The 21480-nt window shown below is 71.7% G+C and carries 20 protein-coding genes; 18 read left to right on the plus strand and 2 right to left on the minus strand.

The window, feature by feature from the left end; all coding sequences use genetic code 11:
- Positions 1–87 precede the first annotated feature (87 nt).
- The 3 genes from ABVB68_RS22240 (at position 88) to rpsD (ending at position 3146) form a co-directional block, all read left to right on the plus strand.
- Positions 88–744 carry a vitamin K epoxide reductase family protein gene (locus ABVB68_RS22240; RefSeq protein WP_353602852.1) on the plus strand — a complete coding sequence of 219 codons (657 nt, stop codon included), beginning with the start codon at positions 88–90 and terminating at the stop codon, positions 742–744.
- An 89-nt stretch (positions 745–833) separates the two neighbouring features.
- Positions 834–2189, plus strand: coding sequence for a replication-associated recombination protein A (locus tag ABVB68_RS22245; protein WP_353602853.1), 1356 nt, complete (start codon positions 834–836; stop codon positions 2187–2189).
- A gap of 342 nt (positions 2190–2531) precedes the next feature.
- Entirely contained in the window at positions 2532–3146 is a 615-nt protein-coding gene (gene rpsD, locus ABVB68_RS22250) for a 30S ribosomal protein S4 (protein ID WP_210922051.1), read from the plus strand.
- Between the two features lie 21 nt (positions 3147–3167).
- Here rpsD and ABVB68_RS22255 read toward each other — a convergent pair whose 3' ends face one another.
- A complete protein-coding gene (locus tag ABVB68_RS22255; protein ID WP_353602854.1) occupies positions 3168–5348 on the minus strand; it encodes an ATP-binding protein in 2181 nt (726 codons plus the stop codon).
- A gap of 163 nt (positions 5349–5511) precedes the next feature.
- On the opposite strand from ABVB68_RS22255, the gene ABVB68_RS22260 reads away from it, so the two are divergent.
- The 13 genes from ABVB68_RS22260 (at position 5512) to nusB (ending at position 18813) form a co-directional block, all read left to right on the plus strand.
- Positions 5512–5961 carry a DUF948 domain-containing protein gene (locus ABVB68_RS22260; protein WP_353602878.1) on the plus strand — a complete coding sequence of 150 codons (450 nt, stop codon included), beginning with the start codon at positions 5512–5514 and terminating at the stop codon, positions 5959–5961.
- A 7-nt stretch (positions 5962–5968) separates the two neighbouring features.
- On the plus strand, positions 5969–6316 hold the full coding sequence (locus tag ABVB68_RS22265; RefSeq protein WP_353602855.1) for a hypothetical protein: 348 nt from the start codon (positions 5969–5971) through the stop codon (positions 6314–6316).
- Positions 6316–8988 (plus strand): alanine--tRNA ligase, encoded by a 2673-nt coding sequence (gene alaS, locus ABVB68_RS22270; RefSeq protein ID WP_353602856.1) that lies wholly within the window; start codon positions 6316–6318, stop codon positions 8986–8988. The genes ABVB68_RS22265 and alaS overlap by 1 nt, the downstream gene beginning before the upstream one ends.
- Before the next feature lie 15 nt (positions 8989–9003).
- Complete coding sequence (gene ruvX / locus ABVB68_RS22275) at positions 9004–9468, plus strand: Holliday junction resolvase RuvX (RefSeq protein WP_353602857.1); 465 nt, start codon at positions 9004–9006, stop codon at positions 9466–9468.
- A 123-nt stretch (positions 9469–9591) separates the two neighbouring features.
- Positions 9592–11271, plus strand: coding sequence for an endolytic transglycosylase MltG (gene mltG / locus ABVB68_RS22280; RefSeq protein ID WP_353602858.1), 1680 nt, complete (start codon positions 9592–9594; stop codon positions 11269–11271).
- Positions 11268–12095, plus strand: a complete 828-nt coding sequence (locus ABVB68_RS22285; protein ID WP_353602859.1) for a shikimate dehydrogenase — start codon at positions 11268–11270, stop codon at positions 12093–12095. Before mltG ends, ABVB68_RS22285 begins: the two co-directional genes overlap by 4 nt.
- 164 nt (positions 12096–12259) lie before the next feature.
- Positions 12260–13444: a chorismate synthase gene (gene aroC, locus ABVB68_RS22290; RefSeq protein WP_353602860.1), complete on the plus strand. Its 1185-nt coding sequence runs from the start codon at positions 12260–12262 to the stop codon at positions 13442–13444.
- A 32-nt stretch (positions 13445–13476) separates the two neighbouring features.
- Positions 13477–13959, plus strand: a complete 483-nt coding sequence (locus tag ABVB68_RS22295) for a shikimate kinase (protein ID WP_353602879.1) — start codon at positions 13477–13479, stop codon at positions 13957–13959.
- On the plus strand, positions 13956–15047 hold the full coding sequence (gene aroB, locus ABVB68_RS22300; RefSeq protein WP_353602861.1) for a 3-dehydroquinate synthase: 1092 nt from the start codon (positions 13956–13958) through the stop codon (positions 15045–15047). Before ABVB68_RS22295 ends, aroB begins: the two co-directional genes overlap by 4 nt.
- A 345-nt stretch (positions 15048–15392) precedes the next feature.
- Positions 15393–16316 carry a Pro-rich N-terminal domain-containing protein gene (locus tag ABVB68_RS22305; RefSeq protein WP_353602862.1) on the plus strand — a complete coding sequence of 308 codons (924 nt, stop codon included), beginning with the start codon at positions 15393–15395 and terminating at the stop codon, positions 16314–16316.
- 348 nt (positions 16317–16664) lie between these two features.
- Complete coding sequence (locus ABVB68_RS22310; protein ID WP_353602863.1) at positions 16665–17771, plus strand: aminopeptidase P family protein; 1107 nt, start codon at positions 16665–16667, stop codon at positions 17769–17771.
- A 44-nt stretch (positions 17772–17815) separates the two neighbouring features.
- On the plus strand, positions 17816–18382 hold the full coding sequence (gene efp / locus ABVB68_RS22315; protein ID WP_037742222.1) for an elongation factor P: 567 nt from the start codon (positions 17816–17818) through the stop codon (positions 18380–18382).
- 2 nt (positions 18383–18384) lie between these two features.
- The gene (nusB, locus tag ABVB68_RS22320; RefSeq protein ID WP_353602864.1) at positions 18385–18813 is read left to right on the plus strand and encodes a transcription antitermination factor NusB; all 429 of its coding nucleotides are present in this window, start codon (positions 18385–18387) and stop codon (positions 18811–18813) included.
- A 209-nt stretch (positions 18814–19022) separates the two neighbouring features.
- Here the strand turns inward: nusB and bldD are convergent, their stop codons facing one another.
- Positions 19023–19526, minus strand: a complete 504-nt coding sequence (bldD, locus tag ABVB68_RS22325) for a transcriptional regulator BldD (RefSeq protein ID WP_014671524.1) — start codon at positions 19524–19526, stop codon at positions 19023–19025.
- Between the two features lie 252 nt (positions 19527–19778).
- Between bldD and pyrR the strand changes: the two genes are divergently transcribed.
- Together pyrR and ABVB68_RS22335 are read left to right on the plus strand one after the other, a co-directional pair.
- Positions 19779–20351, plus strand: a complete 573-nt coding sequence (gene pyrR, locus ABVB68_RS22330) for a bifunctional pyr operon transcriptional regulator/uracil phosphoribosyltransferase PyrR (protein ID WP_353602865.1) — start codon at positions 19779–19781, stop codon at positions 20349–20351.
- 92 nt (positions 20352–20443) lie between these two features.
- Positions 20444–21475 (plus strand): aspartate carbamoyltransferase catalytic subunit, encoded by a 1032-nt coding sequence (locus ABVB68_RS22335; protein WP_353602866.1) that lies wholly within the window; start codon positions 20444–20446, stop codon positions 21473–21475.
- The last annotated feature ends 5 nt before the right edge of the window (positions 21476–21480 follow it).

Raw genomic sequence — 21480 nt, forward strand, 5'->3', positions numbered from 1 at the left:
GTCCACCGAACGGTGGACGGACAGCTCTGTGCGGCACAATGGCCCTGCCCGAAGATGGTCCAACTCTCAAGTGACGGAATCGGCGTGATGAGCAAGACGACAGTGAAAGACGTCTCCACGGAGCCCGGTCCCGAGCGTTCCGCCGACGCCCCGCGCGCGGAGGGCGGCAGCCGTGCCTTCGCCCTGCTGCTGGTGATCACCGGCGCTGCCGGACTGCTGGCCGCCTGGGTCATCACGATCGACAAGTTCAAGCTCCTGGAGGCCAAGGTCGCGGGCAAGACCTTCACCCCCGGGTGCAGCCTCAACCCGGTGGTCTCCTGCGGCAGCGTCATGGAGAGCAAGCAGGCCGCCGCCTTCGGCTTCCCGAACCCGATGCTCGGCCTGGTCTGCTACGGCATCGTGATCTGCGTCGGCATGAGCCTGCTGGCCCGGGCCCGCTTCCCGCGCTGGTACTGGCTGACCTTCAACTTCGGCACGCTCTTCGGCGTCGGATTCTGCACCTGGCTGCAGTTCCAGTCGCTGTACCGGATCAACGCGCTGTGCCTGTGGTGCTCGCTGGCCTGGGTCGCCACGATCCTCATGTTCTGGTACGTCACCTCGTTCAACGTCCGCAGCGGCTTCCTGCCGGCCCCGCGCCCGCTGAGGTCCTTCTTCGGCGAGTTCACCTGGGTGCTGCCGGTGCTGCACGTCGGCGTCATCGGGATGCTGGTGCTGACCCGCTGGTGGGACTTCTGGACCAGCTGACGGCTTCGCCGCGGAGCCGGCCGGCGGTCCCGAGGGCCCCGGCCGAAGGCCCGGCGCCGACTGTCAGTGCCGTGTTCTAGGGTTTCAGCGTGGAACCCGACCTCTTCACCGCCGCGGCGGAAGAACGCCAGGAGAAGGACCCGGCAGCCAGTCCTCTGGCGGTGCGGATGCGCCCGCGCACGCTCGACGAGGTCGTGGGCCAGCAGCATCTGCTGGGACCCGGTGCCCCGTTGCGGCGGCTGGTCGGCGAGGGCGGGGGCGGCCCCGCCGGACCGTCCTCGGTGATCCTCTGGGGGCCGCCCGGCACCGGCAAGACGACACTGGCGTACGTCGTGTCCAAGGCCACCGACAAGCGGTTCGTGGAGCTGTCCGCGATCACCGCCGGGGTCAAGGAGGTCCGCGCGGTCATCGACGGCGCCCGCCGCGCCACCGGCGGCTTCGGCAAGGAGACCGTCCTCTTCCTGGACGAGATCCACCGCTTCAGCAAGGCCCAGCAGGACTCCCTCCTCCCGGCCGTCGAGAACCGCTGGGTCACCCTCATCGCGGCCACCACGGAGAACCCGTACTTCTCGGTGATCTCCCCGCTGCTCTCCCGCTCCCTCCTGCTCACCCTCGAACCGCTCACCGACGACGACGTCCGGGGCCTGCTGCGGCGGGCGCTGAGCGACGAGCGCGGTCTGAAGGAGGCCGTCGGCCTCCCGGAGGAGACCGAGGAGCACCTGCTGCGGATCGCCGGCGGCGACGCCCGCCGCGCACTGACGGCCCTGGAGGCCGCCGCCGGGGCCGCCCTGGACCAGGGCGAGGCCGAGATCAGTCTCGCGACACTGGAGCAGACCGTCGACCGGGCCGCGGTGAAGTACGACCGCGACGGCGACCAGCACTACGACGTCGCCAGCGCCCTCATCAAGTCCATCCGCGGCTCCGACGTCGACGCGGCCCTGCACTACCTGGCCCGCATGATCGAGGCCGGCGAGGACCCGCGCTTCATCGCACGCCGCCTGATGATCTCCGCCAGCGAGGACATCGGCCTGGCCGATCCGAACGCGCTGCCCATCGCGGTCGCCGCCGCCCAGGCCGTCGCGATGATCGGCTTCCCGGAGGCCGCGCTCACGCTCAGCCACGCCACCATCGCGCTCGCGCTCGCCCCCAAGTCCAATGCCGCGACCACGGCCATCGGCGCCGCCATGGAGGACGTCCGCAAGGGCTTGGCCGGCCCGGTCCCCCCGCACCTGCGCGACGGGCACTACAAGGGCGCCGCCAAGCTCGGCCACGCCCAGGGGTACGTGTACCCCCACGACCTGCCCGAAGGCATCGCCGAGCAGCAGTACGCCCCGGACGCCCTCAAGCAGCGCGAGTACTACACCCCCACCCGCCACGGCGCCGAGGCGCGGTACGCGGACGCGGTCGAATGGACCCGGCAGCACCTCGGTCGCAAGCGCTCCTGAGCACCCTGTAGAATCCTGCGCAGTGCTGAGTCCCGTGCCCGGACCTCCGCAAGGAGAACCGGCACCACCAGAGCGGGACATCCAGCCGGAACGTCACGACCGCGAGGACGCGAGGTTCCAGGAGCGTCGCGCACCGTCGAACGGTGTCGCGGGCAGCCCACCACCACCCGGTGTCCCGGGACAGGTCGGTGGGCCACTCGCGTGCTGCACGTATGTGCCCAGACCAGGGAGCGGCTGCCCGGCTCGTCCCACGGGACGAAGAGGGTTTCCCCGGCTGCGGATGCGACCTCCCCTAACCCTGGTGAAGCCGTATTCAGACTGATGAACGAGGTGTTCGGTTCCATGGCGAACCAGTCCCGCCCCAAGGTGAAGAAGTCGCGTGCCCTCGGCATCGCGCTGACCCCCAAGGCCGTCAAGTACTTCGAGGCCCGCCCCTACCCGCCGGGTGAGCACGGCCGTGGCCGCAAGCAGAACTCGGACTACAAGGTCCGTCTGCTGGAGAAGCAGCGTCTGCGCGCGCAGTACGACGTCTCCGAGCGCCAGCTCGTCCGCGCCTACGAGCGTGCCTCCAAGGTGCAGGGCAAGACCGGTGAGGCCCTGATCATCGAGCTCGAGCGCCGTCTCGACGCGCTGGTCCTGCGTTCGGGCATCGCCCGCACGATCTACCAGGCCCGCCAGATGGTCGTCCACGGCCACATCGCGGTCAACGGCCAGAAGGTCGACAAGCCGTCCTTCCGCGTCCGCCCGGACGACGTCGTGCAGGTCCGCGACCGCTCCAAGGACAAGACGCTCTTCCAGATCGCCCGTGAGGGTGGCTTCGCCCCCGACGGTGAGACCCCGCGCTACCTGCAGGTGAACCTCAAGGCCCTGGCGTTCCGCCTGGACCGCGAGCCGAACCGCAAGGAGATCCCGGTGATCTGCGACGAGCAGCTCGTCGTCGAGTACTACGCCCGCTGATCCCAGCGCCGGCGCAGCACCTCAGCCCGCCGTCTCGCCGCCCTTCCGGGTGGGCGAGGCGGCGGGTTCGCGTTTCCCGGTCTCCGCGTGCTCCTGCGGCACCCGGCCGCGCGGGGCCGGCAGCGCGTGCAGCGCCCGGCCGCCGTCCTGCCCCAGCGCCCGGGCCACGGCCGCCGGCCGGTCCAGCAGCGCCCCCTCGCGCAGGCCCTCCTCGTACCGCGCGTCGCCCAGCGCGTGCCGCGCGGTCGCCTCGCACTGCTCGTGCGGGGCGTTGTAGTACGCCGAGCCGAACAGCGGCAGCCCCACCGACGGCCACAGCCGGCCCGCCGCGCCCTGCAGCACCGCGGCCTCGGCCGGGTCGCCCTCGGTCGCCGTCACCAGCGCCAGCAGCTCGATCGCCAGCACCGAGCCCAGCAGGTCGTGGAAGGCGTGCGCATGGCCCAGGCAGTCCGCCAGCAGCTCCCGGGCCCGCTCCGCGGCGCCCTCCAGCCAGGCCGCGTACGCGAGCACGTAGAGCGCGTACGACCTCGCCCAGCGTTCCCCGTGGTCCTCGCACACCCGGCGCACGTCCTGGCACAGCCGCACCGCGTCCGGCAGGTCCCCCTGGAAGGCGCGCGTCATCGCCAGCTCCACCTGGCCCATCAGGACGTTGCTGTTGAGTTCGCCGATCTCCCGATAGCGGTCGAGCGCCGACCGCAACAGCGATTCCGCGCGGGCCATGTCATCCGTGACCAGCGCCAGACAACCGGTGCGGTGCTCCGCGTACGCCACCGCCGCCGGGTCGGCCGACCGCTCCGCCTGCTCATGGCACTCACGCAGCGCCTTCAGCGCGGGCACGGTGTCGCCCTGCAGGATCGCCACGTAGCCGAGCACCCACAGCGCCTTCAGCCGGGACTGCTCGTAGCCCGACTCCAGCTCCGCGCTGCGCTCCAGCCAGCGCCGCCCCTCCGCCAGCCGCCCGCAGCCCACCCAGCAGAACCACAGTGACCCCGCCAGGTACTGGGCGAGGTGGGCCTCCGCCGGCCCGGTCAGGCAGCACTCCAGCGCGGCCCGCAGATTCGGCAGCTCCGCCTCCACCCGGTCGGCCACCTCCCGCTGCCTGGGCGAGAACCAGTCCAGCTCGCACCAGGTCGCCAGACCGAGGTACCAGTCGCGGTGCCGCCGGCGCAGCCGGTCCGCGTCCCCGGTCGCCTCCAGCCAGTCGGCGCCGTAGGCGCGCACCGTGTCCAGCATCCGGTAGCGGGGGCCCGCCGGGGTCTCCTCGCGGGAGACGACCGACTGGGCGAGCAGCTCCGACAGGACGTCCAGCACGTCCTCGGCGGCCAGCCCGTTCCCGCTGCACACGTACTCGGCCGCCTCCAGCTCGAAGGTCTGCGCGAACACCGACAGCCGCGCCCACAGCAGCCGTTCCGCGGGTGTGCACAGCTCGTGGCTCCAGCCGATCGCCGTGCGCAACGCCTGGTGGCGGGGCAGGCCGTCCCGGCCGCCGCCGGTCAGCAGCCGGAACCGGTCGTCGAGGCGCTCCAGCAGCTGGGCGGGGGACAGGGCCCGCAGCCGGCCCGCGGCCAGTTCGAGCGCCAGCGGGATCCCCTCCAGGCGGCGGCACAGCTCACGCACCTCGGGCCCGTCGGCCACCCGCAGCCCCTGGGTCAGCGCCCGGTCGGTGAACAGCTCCACCGCCTCGTCCTCGGGGAGCGGCGCCAGCGGGAACAGCCGCTCCCCGGCCAGCCCCAGCGGTCGCCGGCCCACGGCCAGCACGCGCAGCTCCGGCAACTGCCGCAGCAGCTGGGCCGTCAGCTCGGCGCAGGCGTCCACCAGGTGCTCGAACCCGTCCAGCACCAGCAGGGCCGGGCGGCCGGCCAGGTGCTCCAGCAGCGTCTCCCGGGGCAGCCGGGCCGTGTGGTCGGTCAGGTCCAGCGCCTCCAGCACCGCGTACTCCACGAACTGCGGATCGCTCACGGGCGCCAGCTCCACCCGTCCGTGCAGGACGCCGCCCGCCGGGCCGGCGGACGCCCGGCGCCGCACCGCACGCGCGGCGAGCCGGGACTTGCCGACGCCGCCGACCCCCGTCACGGTCACCAGCCGGAACCGGTCCAGTGCCGACGCCAGTTCGGCGAGCTCGGCCGAGCGTCCGACGAAGGCGGTCAGTTCGAGGGACGGATCGGCGTCCGCCCGGGGGCCGGGGCTCTGAGGACCTCGCATGGGACACGGAGCGTACTGAAGTGTGTTCATTCCGTACAATCGCTTCCCGCGACTCCGTCCCCGGCACCGGGGAATCCGGTACGGAGCCGCGGCCCCGGCGCGATAGGCTCGGAGCACTGCTTTTTTCATGGTTCCGATGTTCAGAGCACGTTTCAGGGAGCGGGTGCACACAGTGTCCGGTGGAGAGGTGGCCGGGATCCTGGTGGCCGTCTTCTGGGCGATCCTGGTCTCCTTCCTCGCCGTCGCACTGGCGAGGCTGGCCCAGACGCTCAGGGCGACCACCCAGCTCGTGGCCGAGGTGACCGATCAGGCGGTCCCGCTGCTCGCCGACGCCTCCACGGCCGTGCGCTCCGCACAGACCCAGATCGACCGGGTCGACGCGATCGCCAGCGACGTCCAGGAGGTCACGTCGAACGCCTCGGCGCTGTCGACCACGGTCGCCTCCACCTTCGGCGGCCCGCTGGTCAAGGTCGCGGCCTTCGGCTACGGGGTGCGCCGGGCACTGGCCGGCCGCAAGGACGGCGTGCCGGCGAAGCCGCCCCGGCGCACCGTGATCGTGGGCCGCACCGTTCCCGCCGCCCGACGCAAGCGAGACCGCGGGAAGAGGGACTGACCGAGCGATGTTCCGCCGTACGTTCTGGTTCAGCACGGGTGTCGCCGCCGGTGTGTGGGCCACCACCAAGGTCAACCGCAAGCTCAGGCAGCTGACGCCGGAGAGCCTGGCCGCCACCGCGGCGAACAAGGCCCTGGAGACCGGTCAGCGGCTCAAGGACCGCGCGGTCGGTTTCGCGCTCGACGTCCGCGACAACATGGCCCAGCGGGAGGCCGAGCTGGGGGAGGCGCTGGGCATCGACACCGACCCCGCACTCCCCGCGCCCCGGCGGTACCCCGCCATCGAGAACGACCGCAGCAACCCGAAGTACATCGAGAACACGACGTACTCGCACAACCGGAATGAGGACCACTGATGGAGTCGGCTGAGATCCGCCGCCGCTGGCTGAGCTTCTACGAGGAGCGCGGGCACACCGTCGTGCCTTCGGCGTCGCTCATCGCGGACGATCCGACTCTGCTCCTCGTGCCCGCCGGCATGGTGCCCTTCAAGCCGTACTTCCTGGGTGAGGTCAAGCCGCCCTTCGCGCGCGCCACCAGCGTGCAGAAGTGCGTGCGCACGCCCGACATCGAAGAGGTCGGCAAGACCACGCGCCACGGCACCTTCTTCCAGATGTGCGGCAACTTCTCCTTCGGCGACTACTTCAAGGAAGGCGCCATCAAGTACGCCTGGGAGCTGCTCACCACGCCCCAGGACGTGGGCGGTTACGGCCTGGAGCCGGAGAGGCTCTGGATCACCGTCTACCAGGACGACGACGAGGCCGAGCGCATCTGGCACGAGGTCGTCGGGGTGCCGAAGGAGCGCATCCAGCGCCTCGGCATGAAGGACAACTACTGGTCCATGGGCGTCCCCGGCCCGTGCGGCCCCTGCTCCGAGATCAACTACGACCGCGGCCCCGAGTTCGGCGCCGAGGGCGGCCCCGCCGTCAACGACGAGCGGTACGTGGAGATCTGGAACCTCGTCTTCATGCAGTACGAGCGCGGCGAGGGCATCGGCAAGGACGACTTCGAGATCCTCGGCGAGCTGCCGAGCAAGAACATCGACACGGGCCTCGGCCTGGAGCGCCTCGCCATGATTCTGCAGGGCGTGCAGAACATGTACGAGATCGACACCTCCATGGCCGTCATCAAGAAGGCCACCGAGCTGACCGGCGTGGCCTACGGCGACGCCCACGACTCGGACGTCTCGCTGCGCGTGGTCACCGACCACATGCGCACGTCCGTGATGCTCATCGGCGACGGCGTCACCCCCGGCAACGAGGGGCGCGGCTACGTCCTGCGCCGCATCATGCGCCGCGCCATCCGCAACATGCGCCTGCTCGGCGCCACCGGCCCGGTCGTCAGGGAACTCGTCGACACCGTGATCGGCATGATGGGCCAGCAGTACCCCGAGCTGGTCACCGACCGCGAGCGCATCGAGAAGGTGGCGATCGCCGAGGAGAACGCCTTCCTCAAGACGCTGAAGGCGGGCACCAACATCCTCGACACCGCCGTCACCGAGACCAAGCAGTCCGGTGGCACGGTCCTCTCCGGCGACAAGGCGTTCCTGCTCCACGACACCTGGGGCTTCCCGATCGACCTCACCCTGGAGATGGCCGCCGAGCAGGGCCTGTCCGTGGACGAGGACGGCTTCCGCCGCCTGATGAAGGAGCAGCGGGAGCGCGCCAAGGCCGACGCCCAGGCCAAGAAGACCGGCCACGCCGACATGGGCGCCTACCGCGAGATCGCCGACGCCGCCGGCGAGACCGACTTCATCGGCTACACCGACACCGAGGGCGAGTCCACGATCGTCGGCATCCTGGTCGACGGCGTCTCCTCCCCGGCCGCCACCGAGGGCGACGAGGTCGAGGTCGTCCTGGACCGCACCCCGTTCTACGCCGAGGGCGGCGGCCAGATCGGCGACACCGGCCGGATCAGGGTCGACACCGGTGCCGTCATCGAGGTCCGCGACACCCAGAAGCCGGTCCCGGGGGTGTACGTCCACAAGGGCGTCGTCCAGGTCGGCGAGGTCACCGTGGGCGCCAAGGCGCACGCCTCCATCGACGGGCGCCGCCGCACGGCCATCGCCCGGGCCCACTCGGCCACGCACCTGACCCACCAGGCGCTGCGCGACGCCCTCGGCCCGACGGCCGCCCAGGCCGGTTCCGAGAACCAGCCCGGCCGCTTCCGCTTCGACTTCGGCTCCCCGTCCGCCGTGCCGACGGCCGTGATGACCGACGTCGAGCAGAAGATCAACGAGGTGCTCGCCCGCGACCTCGACGTGCACGCCGAGGTCATGGGCATCGACGACGCCAAGAAGCAGGGCGCCATCGCCGAGTTCGGCGAGAAGTACGGCGAGCGGGTCCGCGTGGTCACCATCGGCGACTTCTCCAAGGAGCTGTGCGGCGGCACCCACGTGCACAACACTGCCCAGCTGGGCCTGGTGAAGCTGCTCGGCGAGTCCTCCATCGGCTCGGGTGTCCGCCGTATCGAGGCCCTCGTCGGGGTGGACGCCTACAACTTCCTCGCCCGTGAGCACACGGTCGTCGCCCAGCTCCAGGAGCTGATCAAGGGCCGGCCGGAGGAGCTGCCGGAGAGGGTCTCCGCGATGCTCGGCAAGCTGAAGGACGCCGAGAAGGAGATCGAGAAGTTCCGCGCCGAGAAGGTGCTCCAGGCCGCCGCCGGTCTCGCCGACTCCGCCAAGGACGTCAGGGGCGTCGCGCTCGTCACCGGCCAGGTGCCGGACGGCACCACGGCGGACGACCTGCGCAAGCTGGTCCTCGACGTACGCGGCCGCATCCGGGGCGGCCGGCCCGCCGTGGTCGCCCTCTTCACGGTCGCGGGCGGCAAGCCGCTGACGGTCATCGCCACCAACGAGGCGGCGCGCGAGCGCGGCCTGAAGGCCGGTGACCTGGTCCGTGCCGCCGCCAAGACCCTCGGCGGCGGCGGTGGCGGCAAGCCGGACGTCGCCCAGGGCGGCGGCCAGAACCCGGCCGCCGTCGGCGACGCCGTCGAGGCCGTCGAGCGCCTCGTCGCCGAGACCGCCAAGTAGGAAGCGGTCCCGGACATGCGCAGAGGACGCCGACTCGCGATCGACGTCGGGGACGCCCGGATCGGGGTCGCCTCGTGCGACCCCGACGGGATCCTCGCCACCCCGGTGGAGACCGTTCCCGGCCGGGACGTCCCCGCCGCGCACCGCCGGTTGCGTGACCTGGTGGAGGAGTACGAACCGATCGAGGTCGTCGTCGGCCTCCCCCGCTCCCTCAAGGGGGGCGAGGGCCCGGCCGCGGTCAAGGTGCGCGCTTTCGCGCAGGAGCTGGCCAAGGGCATCGCGCCCGTGCCGGTCCGGCTGGTCGACGAGCGGATGACGACGGTGTCGGCCAGTCAGGGCCTGCGGGCCTCGGGGGTGAAATCGAAGAAGGGCCGCTCGGTCATCGACCAGGCGGCGGCCGTCATCATTCTGCAGCAGGCCCTGGAATCCGAACGGGTGTCAGCCACACCACCCGGCGAGGGCGTCGAAGTGGTCATCTGATCGCGATACGGTAACGTTCCGCGCGATGCGGCGGTGTTCGAACAGCCGCCGCACAGCAAGAGGCGGAAGGGAAGCCGGCCCGCCGGCCGGGTGACCCGTCGGCTTCGCGGCTCTAGGGGATCGATGACTGAGTATGGCGGGAGCCCGGGCTCCGAACCGTGGCATCCGCAGGACCCGTTGTACGGGGACGGCGGATGGGAAGGGCAGCAGGCGCACGTCGCCCAGCAGTCTGCCTACGGCGGCCAGCCGCAGCAGCAGTACCCGCAGCAGCCGCAGCAGCCGCAGTACGGTGACTGGAACCAGCCGCAGCAGCCCGGATACGACGGACAGCAGCACCCGTACTACGAGGGACAGGGGCACCCGCCGTACGAGCAGCAGTTCGCCGGTCACGGCCAGCAGCACGTCCACCAGGGCGAGTGGGGCGCGGCCGGCGGCTACGGCCACGTGCCCTACGCCGCCGATCCGGGTGATCCCCACAACCAGCAGCCCGTGGCCTACGGCGGTCAGCAGCCGGACCTCTACGGCACCGAGGACGCCTACCCGCCCCCGCAGCCGCCCGGCCGCAGGCGTCCCGATCCGGAACCGCAGACGGAACCCGCGGCCGACGAGGAGGAGCACGCCTTCTTCGCGGGAGGCGGTGACGACCCGGACGGCGAGGAGCACGAGCTCCAGAGCCGGCGCGAACGGCGCGGCAAGGGCCGCAAGCCCGTCAAGGCGAAGAAGGGCCGCACCGGCTGCGCCTGCATGGTGGTCGTGCTCGTCTTCGGCGGCGGCCTCGGCGGAGTCGGATATTTCGGCTACAAGTTCTACCAAAATCGTTTCGGCGCGGCCGCGGACTACGCGGGCAGCGGCAACGGCGAGCAGGTGACGGTCGAGATCCCCAAGGGTGCCGGCGGCTGGGCGATCGGCCAGAAGCTGAAGGAGTCGGGCGTCGTGGAGAGCGCGGCGGCGTTCGTCTCCGCGCTGCAGGCGAACCCCGACGGAAAGTCCCTCCAGGACGGCGTCTACACCCTGGAGAAGGAGATGTCCGCCGCGAGCGCGGTGGAACTGATGCTCAGCCCGAAGAGCCGCAGCAACCTGATCATCGCCGAGGGGCTGCGCAACACGGCGGTCTACGCCCTGATCGACAAGCGCCTCGGCGTGGCGGCGGGCACCACGGCCCGTACCGCCAAGAAGGAGTACAGGCACCTGGGCCTGCCCGCCTGGGCGATGAACCACGCGAGCCTGAAGGACCCGCTGGAAGGATTCCTCTACCCCTCCAGCTATGCCGTCACCAAGGGACAGAAGCCCGAAGCCGTCCTGAAGGACATGGTGTCCCAGGCCACCGCCAAGTACCAGGAACTGGGCGTGGAGAAGAAGGCCAGGGCGCTCGGTCTCGACGGGCCCTGGCAGCTGCTCACCGTGGCGAGCCTGGCGCAGGCCGAGGGCACGAGCCACGACGACTTCCGCAAGATGGCCGAGGTCGTCTACAACCGCCTCGAGCCGGACAACCCGCAGACCTACGGGCGGCTGGAGTTCGACTCCACGTACAACTACGTGAAGAACCAGAGCAAGATCGACCTGAGCATCGGCGAACTGCGCAGGTACGACAACCCGTACAACACCTACTTCTCCAAGGGCCTGCCGCCGGGCCCCATCGACAACCCCGGCGAGGAGGCGCTCAGGGGCGCGCTCGACCCGTCCCACGACGGCTGGTACTACTTCATCTCGATGGACGGCAAGACCAGCAAGTTCACCAAGACGCTCGAGGAACACGAGAAGCTGGTCGAGGACTGGAACGCGTCGAGGAAAAAGAACCGATGACCGTGACACACCGGGCCGCCGTGCTCGGTTCGCCCATCGCCCACTCCCTCTCCCCGGTGCTGCACCGGGCCGCCTACGGCGAGCTCGGGCTCACCGGCTGGACGTACGACCGCTTCGAGGTCGACGAGGCCGCACTGCCCGCGTTCCTCGACGGGCTCGGGCCGGAGTGGGGAGGGCTGTCGCTGACCATGCCGCTGAAGCGGGCCGTCATCCCGCTGCTGGACGAGATCAGCGACACGGCCGCCTCCGTCGAGGCGGTCAACACGGTCGTCCTGGGCGAGGACGGCCGCCGGTCCGGCGACAACACCGACATCCCGGGCATGGTGGCCGCCCTGCGCGAGCACGGCATCGAGGAGGTCGACTCCGCGGCGATCCTCGGCGCCGGCGCCACCGCCTCCTCCGCGCTCGCCGCACTGGCGCGGATCTGCACCGGCGAGGTCGTCGCCTACGTCCGCAGCGAGGCTCGCGCCGCCGAGATGCGCGAATGGGGCGAGCGCCTGGACGTCGACGTGCGCACGGCCGACTGGTCCCACGCGGCCGAGGCCCTGCGCGCCCCGCTGGTCGTCGCCACCACGCCGGCCGGTGCGTCCGACGCCCTCGCCGCCGCCGTACCCGAACGCCCCGCCACCCTCTTCGACGTGCTGTACGACCCCTGGCCCACCGAGCTGGCCGCCCGCTGGTCCATGTTCGGCGGCGCCGTGGTCAGCGGCCTGGACCTGCTGGTCCACCAGGCCGTCCTGCAGGTCGAGCGGTTCACCGGCCGCTCCCCGGCCCCGCTGGAGGCCATGCGCCACGCGGGCGAGCAGGCACTCGCCGCCCGCTGAACCGCCGCCGCCCCGTCCGTCTGCTGGACCGGCGGCCGGACACCCGCACCGGACGTGGGAGGATCGGAGGTGGCGTACCGGGGTCGCGCACCCGGTCGCGCCGTCGCCGTACGCGGGTCGCGCGTACACGGGGCAGTACCGGGCGCGAACACGGAGGAGCACCGTTGAGCAGGCTGCGTTGGCTGACCGCGGGGGAGTCCCATGGTCCGGCACTGGTCGCGACGCTGGAGGGCCTTCCCGCCGGCGTGCCGATCACCACGGAGATGGTGGCGGACCACCTGGCACGGCGACGGCTCGGATACGGCCGTGGTGCGCGCATGAAGTTCGAGCGCGACGAGGTCACGTTCCTGGGTGGTGTGCGCCACGGACTCACCCTCGGCTCCCCGATCGCCATCATGGTGGGCAACACCGAGTGGCCCAAGTGGGAGCAGGTCATGGCGGGCGACCCGGTCGACCCCGAGGTGCTGGCCGGTCTCGCCCGCAACGCCCCGCTGACCCGGCCGCGCCCCGGTCACGCCGACCTCGCGGGCATGCAGAAGTACGGCTTCGACGAGGCCCGCCCGATCCTGGAGCGCGCCTCCGCACGGGAGACCGCGGCCCGCGTGGCCCTCGGCGCCGTCGCCCGCTCCTACCTGAAGGAGACGGCCGGCATCGAGATCGTCTCCCACGTCGTGGAACTGGCCGCGGCCAAGGCGCCCTACGGCGTCCACCCCACCCCGGCCGACGTCGACAAGCTCGACGCGGACCCGGTGCGCTGCCTGGACCAGGACGCGTCGAAGGCGATGGTCGCCGAGATCGACCAGGCCCACAAGGACGGCGACACCCTGGGTGGCGTGGTGGAGGTCCTGGCCTACGGCGTACCGGTCGGCCTGGGCTCGCACGTGCACTGGGACCGCCGCCTGGACGCCCGGCTGGCCGCCGCCCTGATGGGCATCCAGGCCATCAAGGGCGTGGAGGTCGGCGACGGCTTCGAGCTGGCCCGGGTGCCGGGCTCGAAGGCGCACGACGAGATCCTGACCACCCCCGACGGCATCAAGCGGGCCACCGGCCGTTCCGGCGGCACCGAGGGCGGCCTGACCACGGGCGAGCTGCTGCGGGTCCGGGCCGCGATGAAGCCGATCGCGACCGTGCCGCGGGCACTTAGGACCGTGGACGTCTCCACCGGCGAGGAGGCCCAGGCCCACCACCAGCGCTCGGACGTCTGCGCGGTCCCGGCCGCCGGCATCGTCGCCGAGGCCATGGTCGCGCTCGTGCTGGCGGACGCGGTCGCGGAGAAGTTCGGCGGCGACTCGGTACCCGAGACCCGCCGGAACGTGCGGTCCTACCTCGACAACCTCCGGATCCGGTGACCGCCGTGCCTGCGGTCGTACTCGTCGGCCCGATGGGCGTGGGCAAGTCCACCGTCGGCCGGCTGCTGGCCGAGCGGCTCGGCACCGGCTTCCGGGACACCGACGAGGACATCGTCGCCGTCGAGGGCCGCGCCATCGCCGACATCTTCGTGGACGAGGGCGAGCCCGCCTTCCGGGCGATCGAGAAGCGCGCGGTGCGCACCGCGCTCGCCGAGCACGAGGGCGTCCTCGCCCTCGGCGGCGGCGCGATCCTCGACGCGGACACCCGTGCGCTGCTCGCCGGGCACCCGGTGGTCTACCTCTCCATGGACGTCGAGGAGGCCGTCAGGCGCACCGGCCTGAACGTGGCCCGCCCGCTGCTCGCGGTCAACCCGCGCAAGCAGTGGCGCGAGCTGATGGAGGCCCGGCGCCACCTGTACGAAGAGGTCGCCTCCGCCGTCGTACCGACCGACGGGCGCACCCCCGAAGAGGTCACCCGAGCAGCCCTGGACGCACTGGAGTTGAAGGAAGCATGAGCGAGGCAGTCACCCGGATCCAGGTCGCCGGCACCGCGGGCACCGACCCGTACGAGGTGCTCGTCGGCCGGCAGCTCCTGGGCGAGCTGCCCGGGCTGATCGGGCCGAGGGCCAAGCGGGTCGCCGTGATCCACCCCGAGGCCCTCGCGGAGACCGGCGACGCCCTGCGCGCCGATCTCGCCGAGCAGGGCTACGAAGCGGTGGCGATCCAGGTGCCGAACGCGGAGGAGGCCAAGACCGCCGAGGTCGCCGCCTACTGCTGGAAGGCGCTCGGGCAGTCCGGCTTCACCCGCACCGACGTCGTCGTCGGCGTCGGCGGCGGGGCGAGCACGGACCTGGCCGGTTTCGTCGCCGCGACCTGGCTGCGCGGTGTGCGCTGGATCGCCGTCCCGACCACCGTGCTCGCCATGGTGGACGCGGCGGTCGGCGGCAAGACCGGCATCAACACCGCGGAGGGCAAGAACCTGGTGGGCGCCTTCCACCCGCCGGCCGGTGTCCTGTGCGACCTGGCGGCGCTGGACTCCCTGCCGGTCAACGACTACGTCTCCGGGCTGGCCGAGGTCATCAAGGCCGGCTTCATCGCCGACCCGGCGATCCTGGACCTCATCGAGTCCGACCCCGAGGCGGCCCGGACCCCGGCGGGTCCGCACACCGCCGAGCTGATCGAGCGGTCGATCCGGGTGAAGGCCGAGGTCGTCTCCTCGGATCTGAAGGAGTCCGGTCTGCGGGAGATCCTCAACTACGGCCACACGCTGGGCCATGCGATCGAGAAGAACGAGCGCTACAAGTGGCGGCACGGCGCTGCCGTCGCGGTCGGCATGCACTTCGCCGCCGAACTGGGCCGTCTGGCGGGCCGGTTGGACGACGCGACCGCGGACCGGCACCGGACGGTCCTGGAGTCCGTGGGCCTGCCGCTGCACTACCGGCACGACCAGTGGCCCAAGCTGCTGGAGGCCATGAGGGTCGACAAGAAGTCCCGCGGCGACCTGCTGCGCTTCATCGTCCTCGACGGCCTGGCCAAGCCGACCGTGCTGGAGGGCCCGGACCCGGCCGTCCTCCTGGCCGCCTACGGAGAAGTGGGCCAGTAGCTCCCGCACCGCTCCGTACGTCCGCTTCCGCACTGTTTCCGCACTGTCGAATTCGCCGAGCGGAACGGGCACTTCGGGCCGCCCCCGGCCGTTTCACCAAACGACGGCCGGGGACGGTACCGTTCGGTAGGGAGCGGGGCCCAGCCCTGCTCCCGGTGCCAACTGCCTGCCGCGAGTGAGCCGGAGGGGCGGGTCGGAGACGACAGACCATGGGGTGCCCTCGCCCCGGCGGAGCCGGGAGGGAGCACGGCACGGGACCGAAGGGCCGAGCGCCACCCGGCTGTCGGCACCGACTCAGGCGCCCCGAGGCGGACGAGCCGAACAGACGAGACGGAGTGGCAACGGATGCAGCACGCAGTGGGTTCGCCGCTGCCGCCGCCCCACCGGCCGGGGCAGGGACCGCAGCCCGGCTGGGCGCCGGCCGGACACCACCCGGGTCCGCCTCCGGGAGCCGCCGGCCCGGCCGGGCACCGTGCGGGCCCCCACCCGGGAGCCGCCCAGGGCCCTGCCCCCGTCCCCCCGCCACCCGCCGCGCCGGGCTTCCCGGCCCCGCCCGGTGCCGTGCCGCCGGGACCCCCGCAGCCGCCGGCCGCGCAGCACGCCCCCGTCCAGCCGGCCCCCGATAGCACCGGTCACGTGGCGCTGCCACCCGGCGGTCCCGTCGGAGTCCCGATGGCACCGCCCGCCGTGGCCGCGGTCCCCGACCCGACGTCCACCACGCTGGCGGTCCTGCTGATCGGTCCGGCGGGGGCGGGCAAGACGAGCGTCGCCAAGTACTGGGCGGACCACCGGCGCGTGCCCACGGCCCACATCAGCCTGGACGACGTCCGCGAGTGGGTCCGCTCGGGCTTCGCCGACCCCCAGTCCGGCTGGAACGACAGCTCCGAGGCCCAGTACCGCCTCGCCCGCCGCACCTGCGGCTTCGCCGCCCGGAACTTCCTGGCGAACGGCATCTCCTGCATCCTCGACGACGCCGTCTTCCCGGACCGCCCGGTCGTGGGCCTCGGCGGCTGGAAGCGCCATGTGGGCCCCGGTCTGCTCCCGGTCGTCCTGCTCCCGGGCCTGGACGTCGTCCTGGAGCGCAACGCCGAACGCACCGGCAACCGCCGCCTCACCGACGAGGAGGTGGCCCGCATCCACGGCCGCATGGCCGGCTGGTACGGCTCCGGGCTGCCCATCATCGACAACTCCCAGCTCGATGTCCCGGCGACGGCGCGCGTCCTCGACGAGGTCCTGGCCAGGGCGATAGCGAGCCCGCCGAGCTGGTGAGCGGGCCGGCAGGCGGGTGAGCGGGCCGGCAGGCGGTAGGTCGGCGGGTGAGCGGGCCGGCAGGCGGTAGGTCGGTGGGTGAGCGGGTCGGCAGGTGGCAGGTCGGTGGGTGAGTGGGCCGGCAGGTCGGACGGTGAGCGGGGCGGCCGGTCGACAGGGGAGCGGGTGCCCGGTGGGGCGAGCCCGCGCAAGGGGGAACTGGCCGGTCGATCCCGCGGGCCACACCGGGGGAACGGACCCGGCGCTCCCCGCTCGGCGGCGTCCGGAACACCACCGAGCCACTCCCCGCGGACCCCACTCGGCCCCTGCCAACCGGCACAAATCGCTCGAAACTCCTACGCTCGTCTCATGTCAGAGGTGTACGCGAACCGCCGATCCCGGCTGAGGGAACACTTCAACGCGACCGGTGCCGCGGCAGCGCTCGTCACCCGCCCCGCCAATGTGCGCTACCTCGCCGCCGCCGCCCCGCAGGGCTCCGTCCTGCTCCTCGGCAGAGGCGAGGACCTGCTCGTCTGCCTCGGGCCGCCCGAGGACCGCCCCCACGAAGGCCGGCCCGACGAGAACCTGCGGCTGCACATCCTGCCCGCGCCCGACGGCGACCCCTCGGCCGTCGCGGCCGGCCTCGCCGTGTCCCAGGGCGCCGATTCCCTGGCGGTGGAGGAGCACCACCTCACCGTGGCCCGCCATCGCGCCCTCGCCTCGGCCGCCCCCGGACTCCGCCTCGCCGATCTCGGCGCCGCCGTGGAGCAGCTCAGGGTCGTCAAGGACGAGGAGGAGATCTCCTGCCTGCGCATCGGCGCGGAGATCGCCGACCAGGCCCTCGGCGAGCTGCTGGAGTCCATCCTGGTCGGGCGCACCGAACGGCACCTGGCACTGGAGCTGGAGCGGCGCCTGGTCGACCACGGCGCCGACGGGCCCGCCTTCGCCACCTCCGTGGCCACCGGGCCGCACTCCGGGCGGCGCGGCCACCGCCCCACCGACCGGCGCGTGGAGGAGGGCGACTTCCTCTCCGTGTGCCTCGGCGCCACCTACCGCGGATACCGCTGCGAGATCGGCCGCACCTTCGTCATCGGCACCTCGCCCGCCGACTGGCAGATCGAGCTGTACGACCTCGTCTTCGCCGCCCAGCGCGCCGGACGCGAATCCCTCGCGCCCGGGGCCAGCTACTGCGACGTCGACCGTGCGGCACGGCAGGTCCTGGACTCGGCGGGCTATGCGGAAGCCCTCTCACCGCTGACCGGACACGGTGTCGGACTCGAAATCGACGAGGACCCGCAGCTGGCCCCCGCAGCCATGGGTAAACTGGACGCTTGCGTGCCGGTCACCGTCGAACCGGGGGTCCACCTCCCGGGCCGGGGCGGTGTCCGGATCGATGACACGCTCGTCGTGCGCCCCGAGGCGGACGGCGGACCCGAGCTACTCACCATCACGACCAAGGAGCTGCTCGCGCTGTAGCGCGTGACCCGGGGTCGTACGTCAGTCCAGGAGATTCCGCAACCGTGGCTTCCACGAACGACCTCAAGAACGGCCTGGTGCTCAAGCTCGAAGGCGGCCAGCTCTGGTCCGTCGTCGAGTTCCAGCACGTCAAGCCCGGCAAGGGCCCCGCCTTCGTGCGCACCAAGCTCAAGAACGTGCTCTCCGGCAAGGTGGTCGACAAGACCTTCAACGCCGGTGTCAAGGTCGAGACGGCCACTGTCGACAAGCGCGACATGCAGTTCTCGTACATGGACGGCGAGTACTTCGTCTTCATGGACATGGAGACGTACGACCAGCTGATGGTCGACCGCAAGGCCGTCGGCGACGCCGCCAACTTCCTGATCGAGGGCTTCACGGCCACCGTGGCGCAGCACGAGGGCGAGGTGCTCTTCGTCGAGCTGCCCGCCGCCGTCGAGCTCGTCGTCCAGGAGACCGAGCCGGGCGTCCAGGGCGACCGCTCCACCGGTGGCACCAAGCCCGCCACCCTGGAGACCGGCCACCAGATCCAGGTCCCGCTCTTCATCACGACCGGTGAGAAGATCAAGGTCGACACCCGCACCAGCGACTACCTCGGCCGGGTGAACAGCTAACCGTGGCTGCCCGCAACACGGCCCGCAAGCGCGCCTTCCAGATCCTCTTCGAGGGCGACCAGCGCGACGCCGACGTCCTGACGGTCCTCGCGGACTGGATCCGGCTCTCCCGGTCCGACTCGCGGCAGCCGCCGGTCAGCGAGTACACGATGCAGCTCGTCGAGGGCTACGCGGAGCACGCCAACCGCATCGAGGAGCTGATCGCGCAGTACGCGGTGGGCTGGACGCTCGACCGGATGCCGGTCGTGGACCGCAACATCCTGCGGCTGGGCGCGTACGAGCTGATCTGGGTCGACGAGACCCCGGACGCCGTCGTCCTGGACGAGATGGTGCAGCTGGCGAAGGAGTTCTCGACCGACGAGTCGCCCTCGTTCGTCAACGGTCTGCTGGGCCGGCTGAAGGAGCTCAAGCCGACGCTGCGGCGGGCCTAGCCCGCCGAACGAGGGGCGCCGTGGGACTGCGGTGGCACGGCGGCTGAGGGTCGTCCGTGGCCGCTCACGCAGTTCCCCGCGCCCCTTCGGCGTGTGCGCCCGCCCGCGTCGACAGGCGCGGCGGGACCCGTCGCAAGAACCGCCGGGGCGGCCGGAACCGTACGGTCCGGCCGCCCCGGCGGCACGTTTCTGCTGGGTCTTCGGGCGGATCAGGCCTCTTCGTGGGTGGCCACGGCGCGGCGCGCGTCCGCGTCCAGGACGCCCCAGCTGATCAGCTGCTCGGTGAGGACCGAGGGGGACTGGTCGTAGATGACGGCGAGCGTGCGCAGGTCGTCCTGGCGGATCGACAGCACCTTGCCGTTGTAGTCACCGCGCTGGGACTGGATCGTCGCCGCGTAGCGCTGCAGGGGGCCCGCCTTCTCGGCCGGCACGGTGGCCAGCCGCTCCAGGTCCAGGACCAGCTTCGGCGGCGGCTCGGCGGCGCCGCCCGGCGTGGTGCCCGGCAGCAGCTCCTGCACGGGAACGCCATAGAAATCGGCCAGCTCGGCAAGGCGCTGCACGGTCACGGCACGGTCACCGCGCTCATACGAACCGACCACCACGGCCTTCCAGCGCCCCTGGGACTTCTCCTCGACACCGTGGAGGGAAAGGCCCTGCTGGGTGCGGATGGCCCGGAGCTTGGCCCCGAGCTGTTTGGCGTATTCGCTGGACATATGGCTCCCCGGCACTGTGTCGACGCGGCTGGACTGTCTTCCCGCCGCGCGGCTGGTAACTCACTGTGAGGTTACGCAGCGTGACTCTCATGCGTCAAGCCGAATGGTCCACACCGACTCTTCCGTGCTAGTGGCAGCGCATTGGGCCAAGGGGGTGAACCGGGGCCACTCGGCGACCTGCTACCGTGGATGGCGCAAATCCGACGTCCTTTAAGGTCCGTCCCGTGAGGCGGAGAAGGAGGTCCGTTTCATATGGACACGCACGCGAACCCGCAGGCGACCGATGCGCGGCCCGTTCTCGAGGGCCCCGACATCGCACGCATGCTGACCCGTATCGCCCACGAGATCGTGGAGCGCGCCAAGGGCGCCGACGACGTGGTGCTCCTCGGCATTCCGACCCGGGGCGTCTTCCTCGCCCAGCGGCTCGCCGCCAAGCTGGAGCAGATCACCGACCGCAAGGTCCCCGTCGGCTCGCTCGACATCACCATGTACCGCGACGACCTGCGCATGCACCCGCCGCGTGCGCTGGCCCGCACGGAGATCCCCGGTGACGGCATCGACGGCAGACTGGTCGTCCTCGTCGACGACGTGCTCTTCTCCGGCCGCACCATCCGCGCCGCCCTCGACGCCCTGAACGACATCGGGCGCCCGCGCGCGGTGCAGCTCGCCGTCCTGGTCGACCGTGGTCACCGCGAACTGCCCATCCGCGCCGACTACGTCGGCAAGAACCTCCCCACGTCGCTGCGGGAGACGGTCAAGGTCCAGCTCGCCGAGGAGGACGGTCGCGACACCGTGCTGCTCGGTGCGAAGCCGGCCGGCCAGTAGCAAGTCAGGCGCGTACGGCCGCTTCGGCGTGCCTGCACGCGCTCCGGTTTGCCCTCAACCTCCCGAATGAACTGCCTTACGGAGCCTGAAAGATGCAGCGTCATCTCATCTCGGCCGCCGACCTCACCCGCGACGACGCCGTCCTGATCCTCGACACCGCGGAGGAGATGGCCCGGGTCGCCGACCGGCCGATCAAGAAGCTGCCGACCCTGCGCGGCCGCACGATCGTCAACCTCTTCTTCGAGGACTCCACCCGCACCCGGATCTCCTTCGAGGCCGCCGAGAAGCGGCTGTCCGCGGACGTCATCAACTTCACCGCCAAGGGCTCCAGCGTGTCCAAGGGCGAGTCCCTGAAGGACACCGCCCAGACCCTGGAGGCCATGGGCGTCGACGCCGTGGTGATCCGGCACGGCGCCTCCGGAGCCCCGTACCGCCTGGCCAACTCCGGCTGGATCGACGCCGCCGTCATCAACGCCGGCGACGGCACCCACCAACATCCAACCCAGGCCCTGCTGGACGCCTTCACCATGCGCCGCCGGCTGATCGGCCGGGACGCCGGCCTCGGCCAGGACCTGTCCGGCAGGCGGATCACCGTCGTCGGCGACGTCCTGCACAGCCGGGTCGCCCGCTCCAACGTGGACCTGCTGCACACCCTGGGCGCCGAGGTCACCCTGGTCGCCCCGCCCACCCTGGTGCCGGTCGGCGTCGAGAGCTGGCCGTGCGAGGTGTCGTACGACCTCGACAGCACACTGCCCAAGTGCGACGCCGTGATGATGCTCCGGGTCCAGCGCGAGCGCATGAACGCCGCCTTCTTCCCGACCGAGCGCGAGTACTCGCGGCGCTACGGCCTGGACGGCGACCGCATGGCCAAGCTCCCCGGGCACGCCATCGTGATGCACCCCGGCCCGATGGTCCGCGGCATGGAGATCACCGCCGAGGTCGCCGACTCCGACCGCTGCACGGCCGTCGAACAGGTCTCCAACGGCGTCTCCATCCGGATGGCCGTCCTGTACCTGCTGCTCGGGGGCAACGAACCCGCCCTCACCCACGCCCGCCCACCCGTCTCCCACCGCCACCCTTCCGACGAGCGCTTCGCGCGCCCCTCCGGTTCCGAGGAGAAGTAAGACCC

Origin of the sequence: Streptomyces sp. NPDC096012, assembly GCF_040426375.1 — a bacterium.
Lineage (GTDB): Bacteria > Actinomycetota > Actinomycetes > Streptomycetales > Streptomycetaceae > Streptomyces.

Excerpts from the sequence above, each read along its gene's own strand:
- alaS (WP_353602856.1), top strand. The coding sequence starts at position 6,316 with ATGGAGTCGGCTGAGATCCGCCGCCGCTGGCTGAGCTTCTACGAGGAG.
- ABVB68_RS22265 (WP_353602855.1), top strand. The coding sequence starts at position 5,969 with ATGTTCCGCCGTACGTTCTGGTTCAGCACGGGTGTCGCCGCCGGTGTG.
- mltG (WP_353602858.1), top strand. The coding sequence starts at position 9,592 with ATGACTGAGTATGGCGGGAGCCCGGGCTCCGAACCGTGGCATCCGCAG.
- bldD (WP_014671524.1), bottom strand. The coding sequence starts at position 19,526 with ATGTCCAGCGAATACGCCAAACAGCTCGGGGCCAAGCTCCGGGCCATC.
- ruvX (WP_353602857.1), top strand. The coding sequence starts at position 9,004 with ATGCGCAGAGGACGCCGACTCGCGATCGACGTCGGGGACGCCCGGATC.
- pyrR (WP_353602865.1), top strand. The coding sequence starts at position 19,779 with ATGGACACGCACGCGAACCCGCAGGCGACCGATGCGCGGCCCGTTCTC.
- ABVB68_RS22335 (WP_353602866.1), top strand. The coding sequence starts at position 20,444 with ATGCAGCGTCATCTCATCTCGGCCGCCGACCTCACCCGCGACGACGCC.
- ABVB68_RS22285 (WP_353602859.1), top strand. The coding sequence starts at position 11,268 with ATGACCGTGACACACCGGGCCGCCGTGCTCGGTTCGCCCATCGCCCAC.
- rpsD (WP_210922051.1), top strand. The coding sequence starts at position 2,532 with ATGGCGAACCAGTCCCGCCCCAAGGTGAAGAAGTCGCGTGCCCTCGGC.
- ABVB68_RS22305 (WP_353602862.1), top strand. The coding sequence starts at position 15,393 with ATGCAGCACGCAGTGGGTTCGCCGCTGCCGCCGCCCCACCGGCCGGGG.
- ABVB68_RS22310 (WP_353602863.1), top strand. The coding sequence starts at position 16,665 with ATGTCAGAGGTGTACGCGAACCGCCGATCCCGGCTGAGGGAACACTTC.
- aroB (WP_353602861.1), top strand. The coding sequence starts at position 13,956 with ATGAGCGAGGCAGTCACCCGGATCCAGGTCGCCGGCACCGCGGGCACC.
- ABVB68_RS22255 (WP_353602854.1), bottom strand. The coding sequence starts at position 5,348 with ATGCGAGGTCCTCAGAGCCCCGGCCCCCGGGCGGACGCCGATCCGTCC.
- ABVB68_RS22240 (WP_353602852.1), top strand. The coding sequence starts at position 88 with ATGAGCAAGACGACAGTGAAAGACGTCTCCACGGAGCCCGGTCCCGAG.
- ABVB68_RS22295 (WP_353602879.1), top strand. The coding sequence starts at position 13,477 with ATGGGCGTGGGCAAGTCCACCGTCGGCCGGCTGCTGGCCGAGCGGCTC.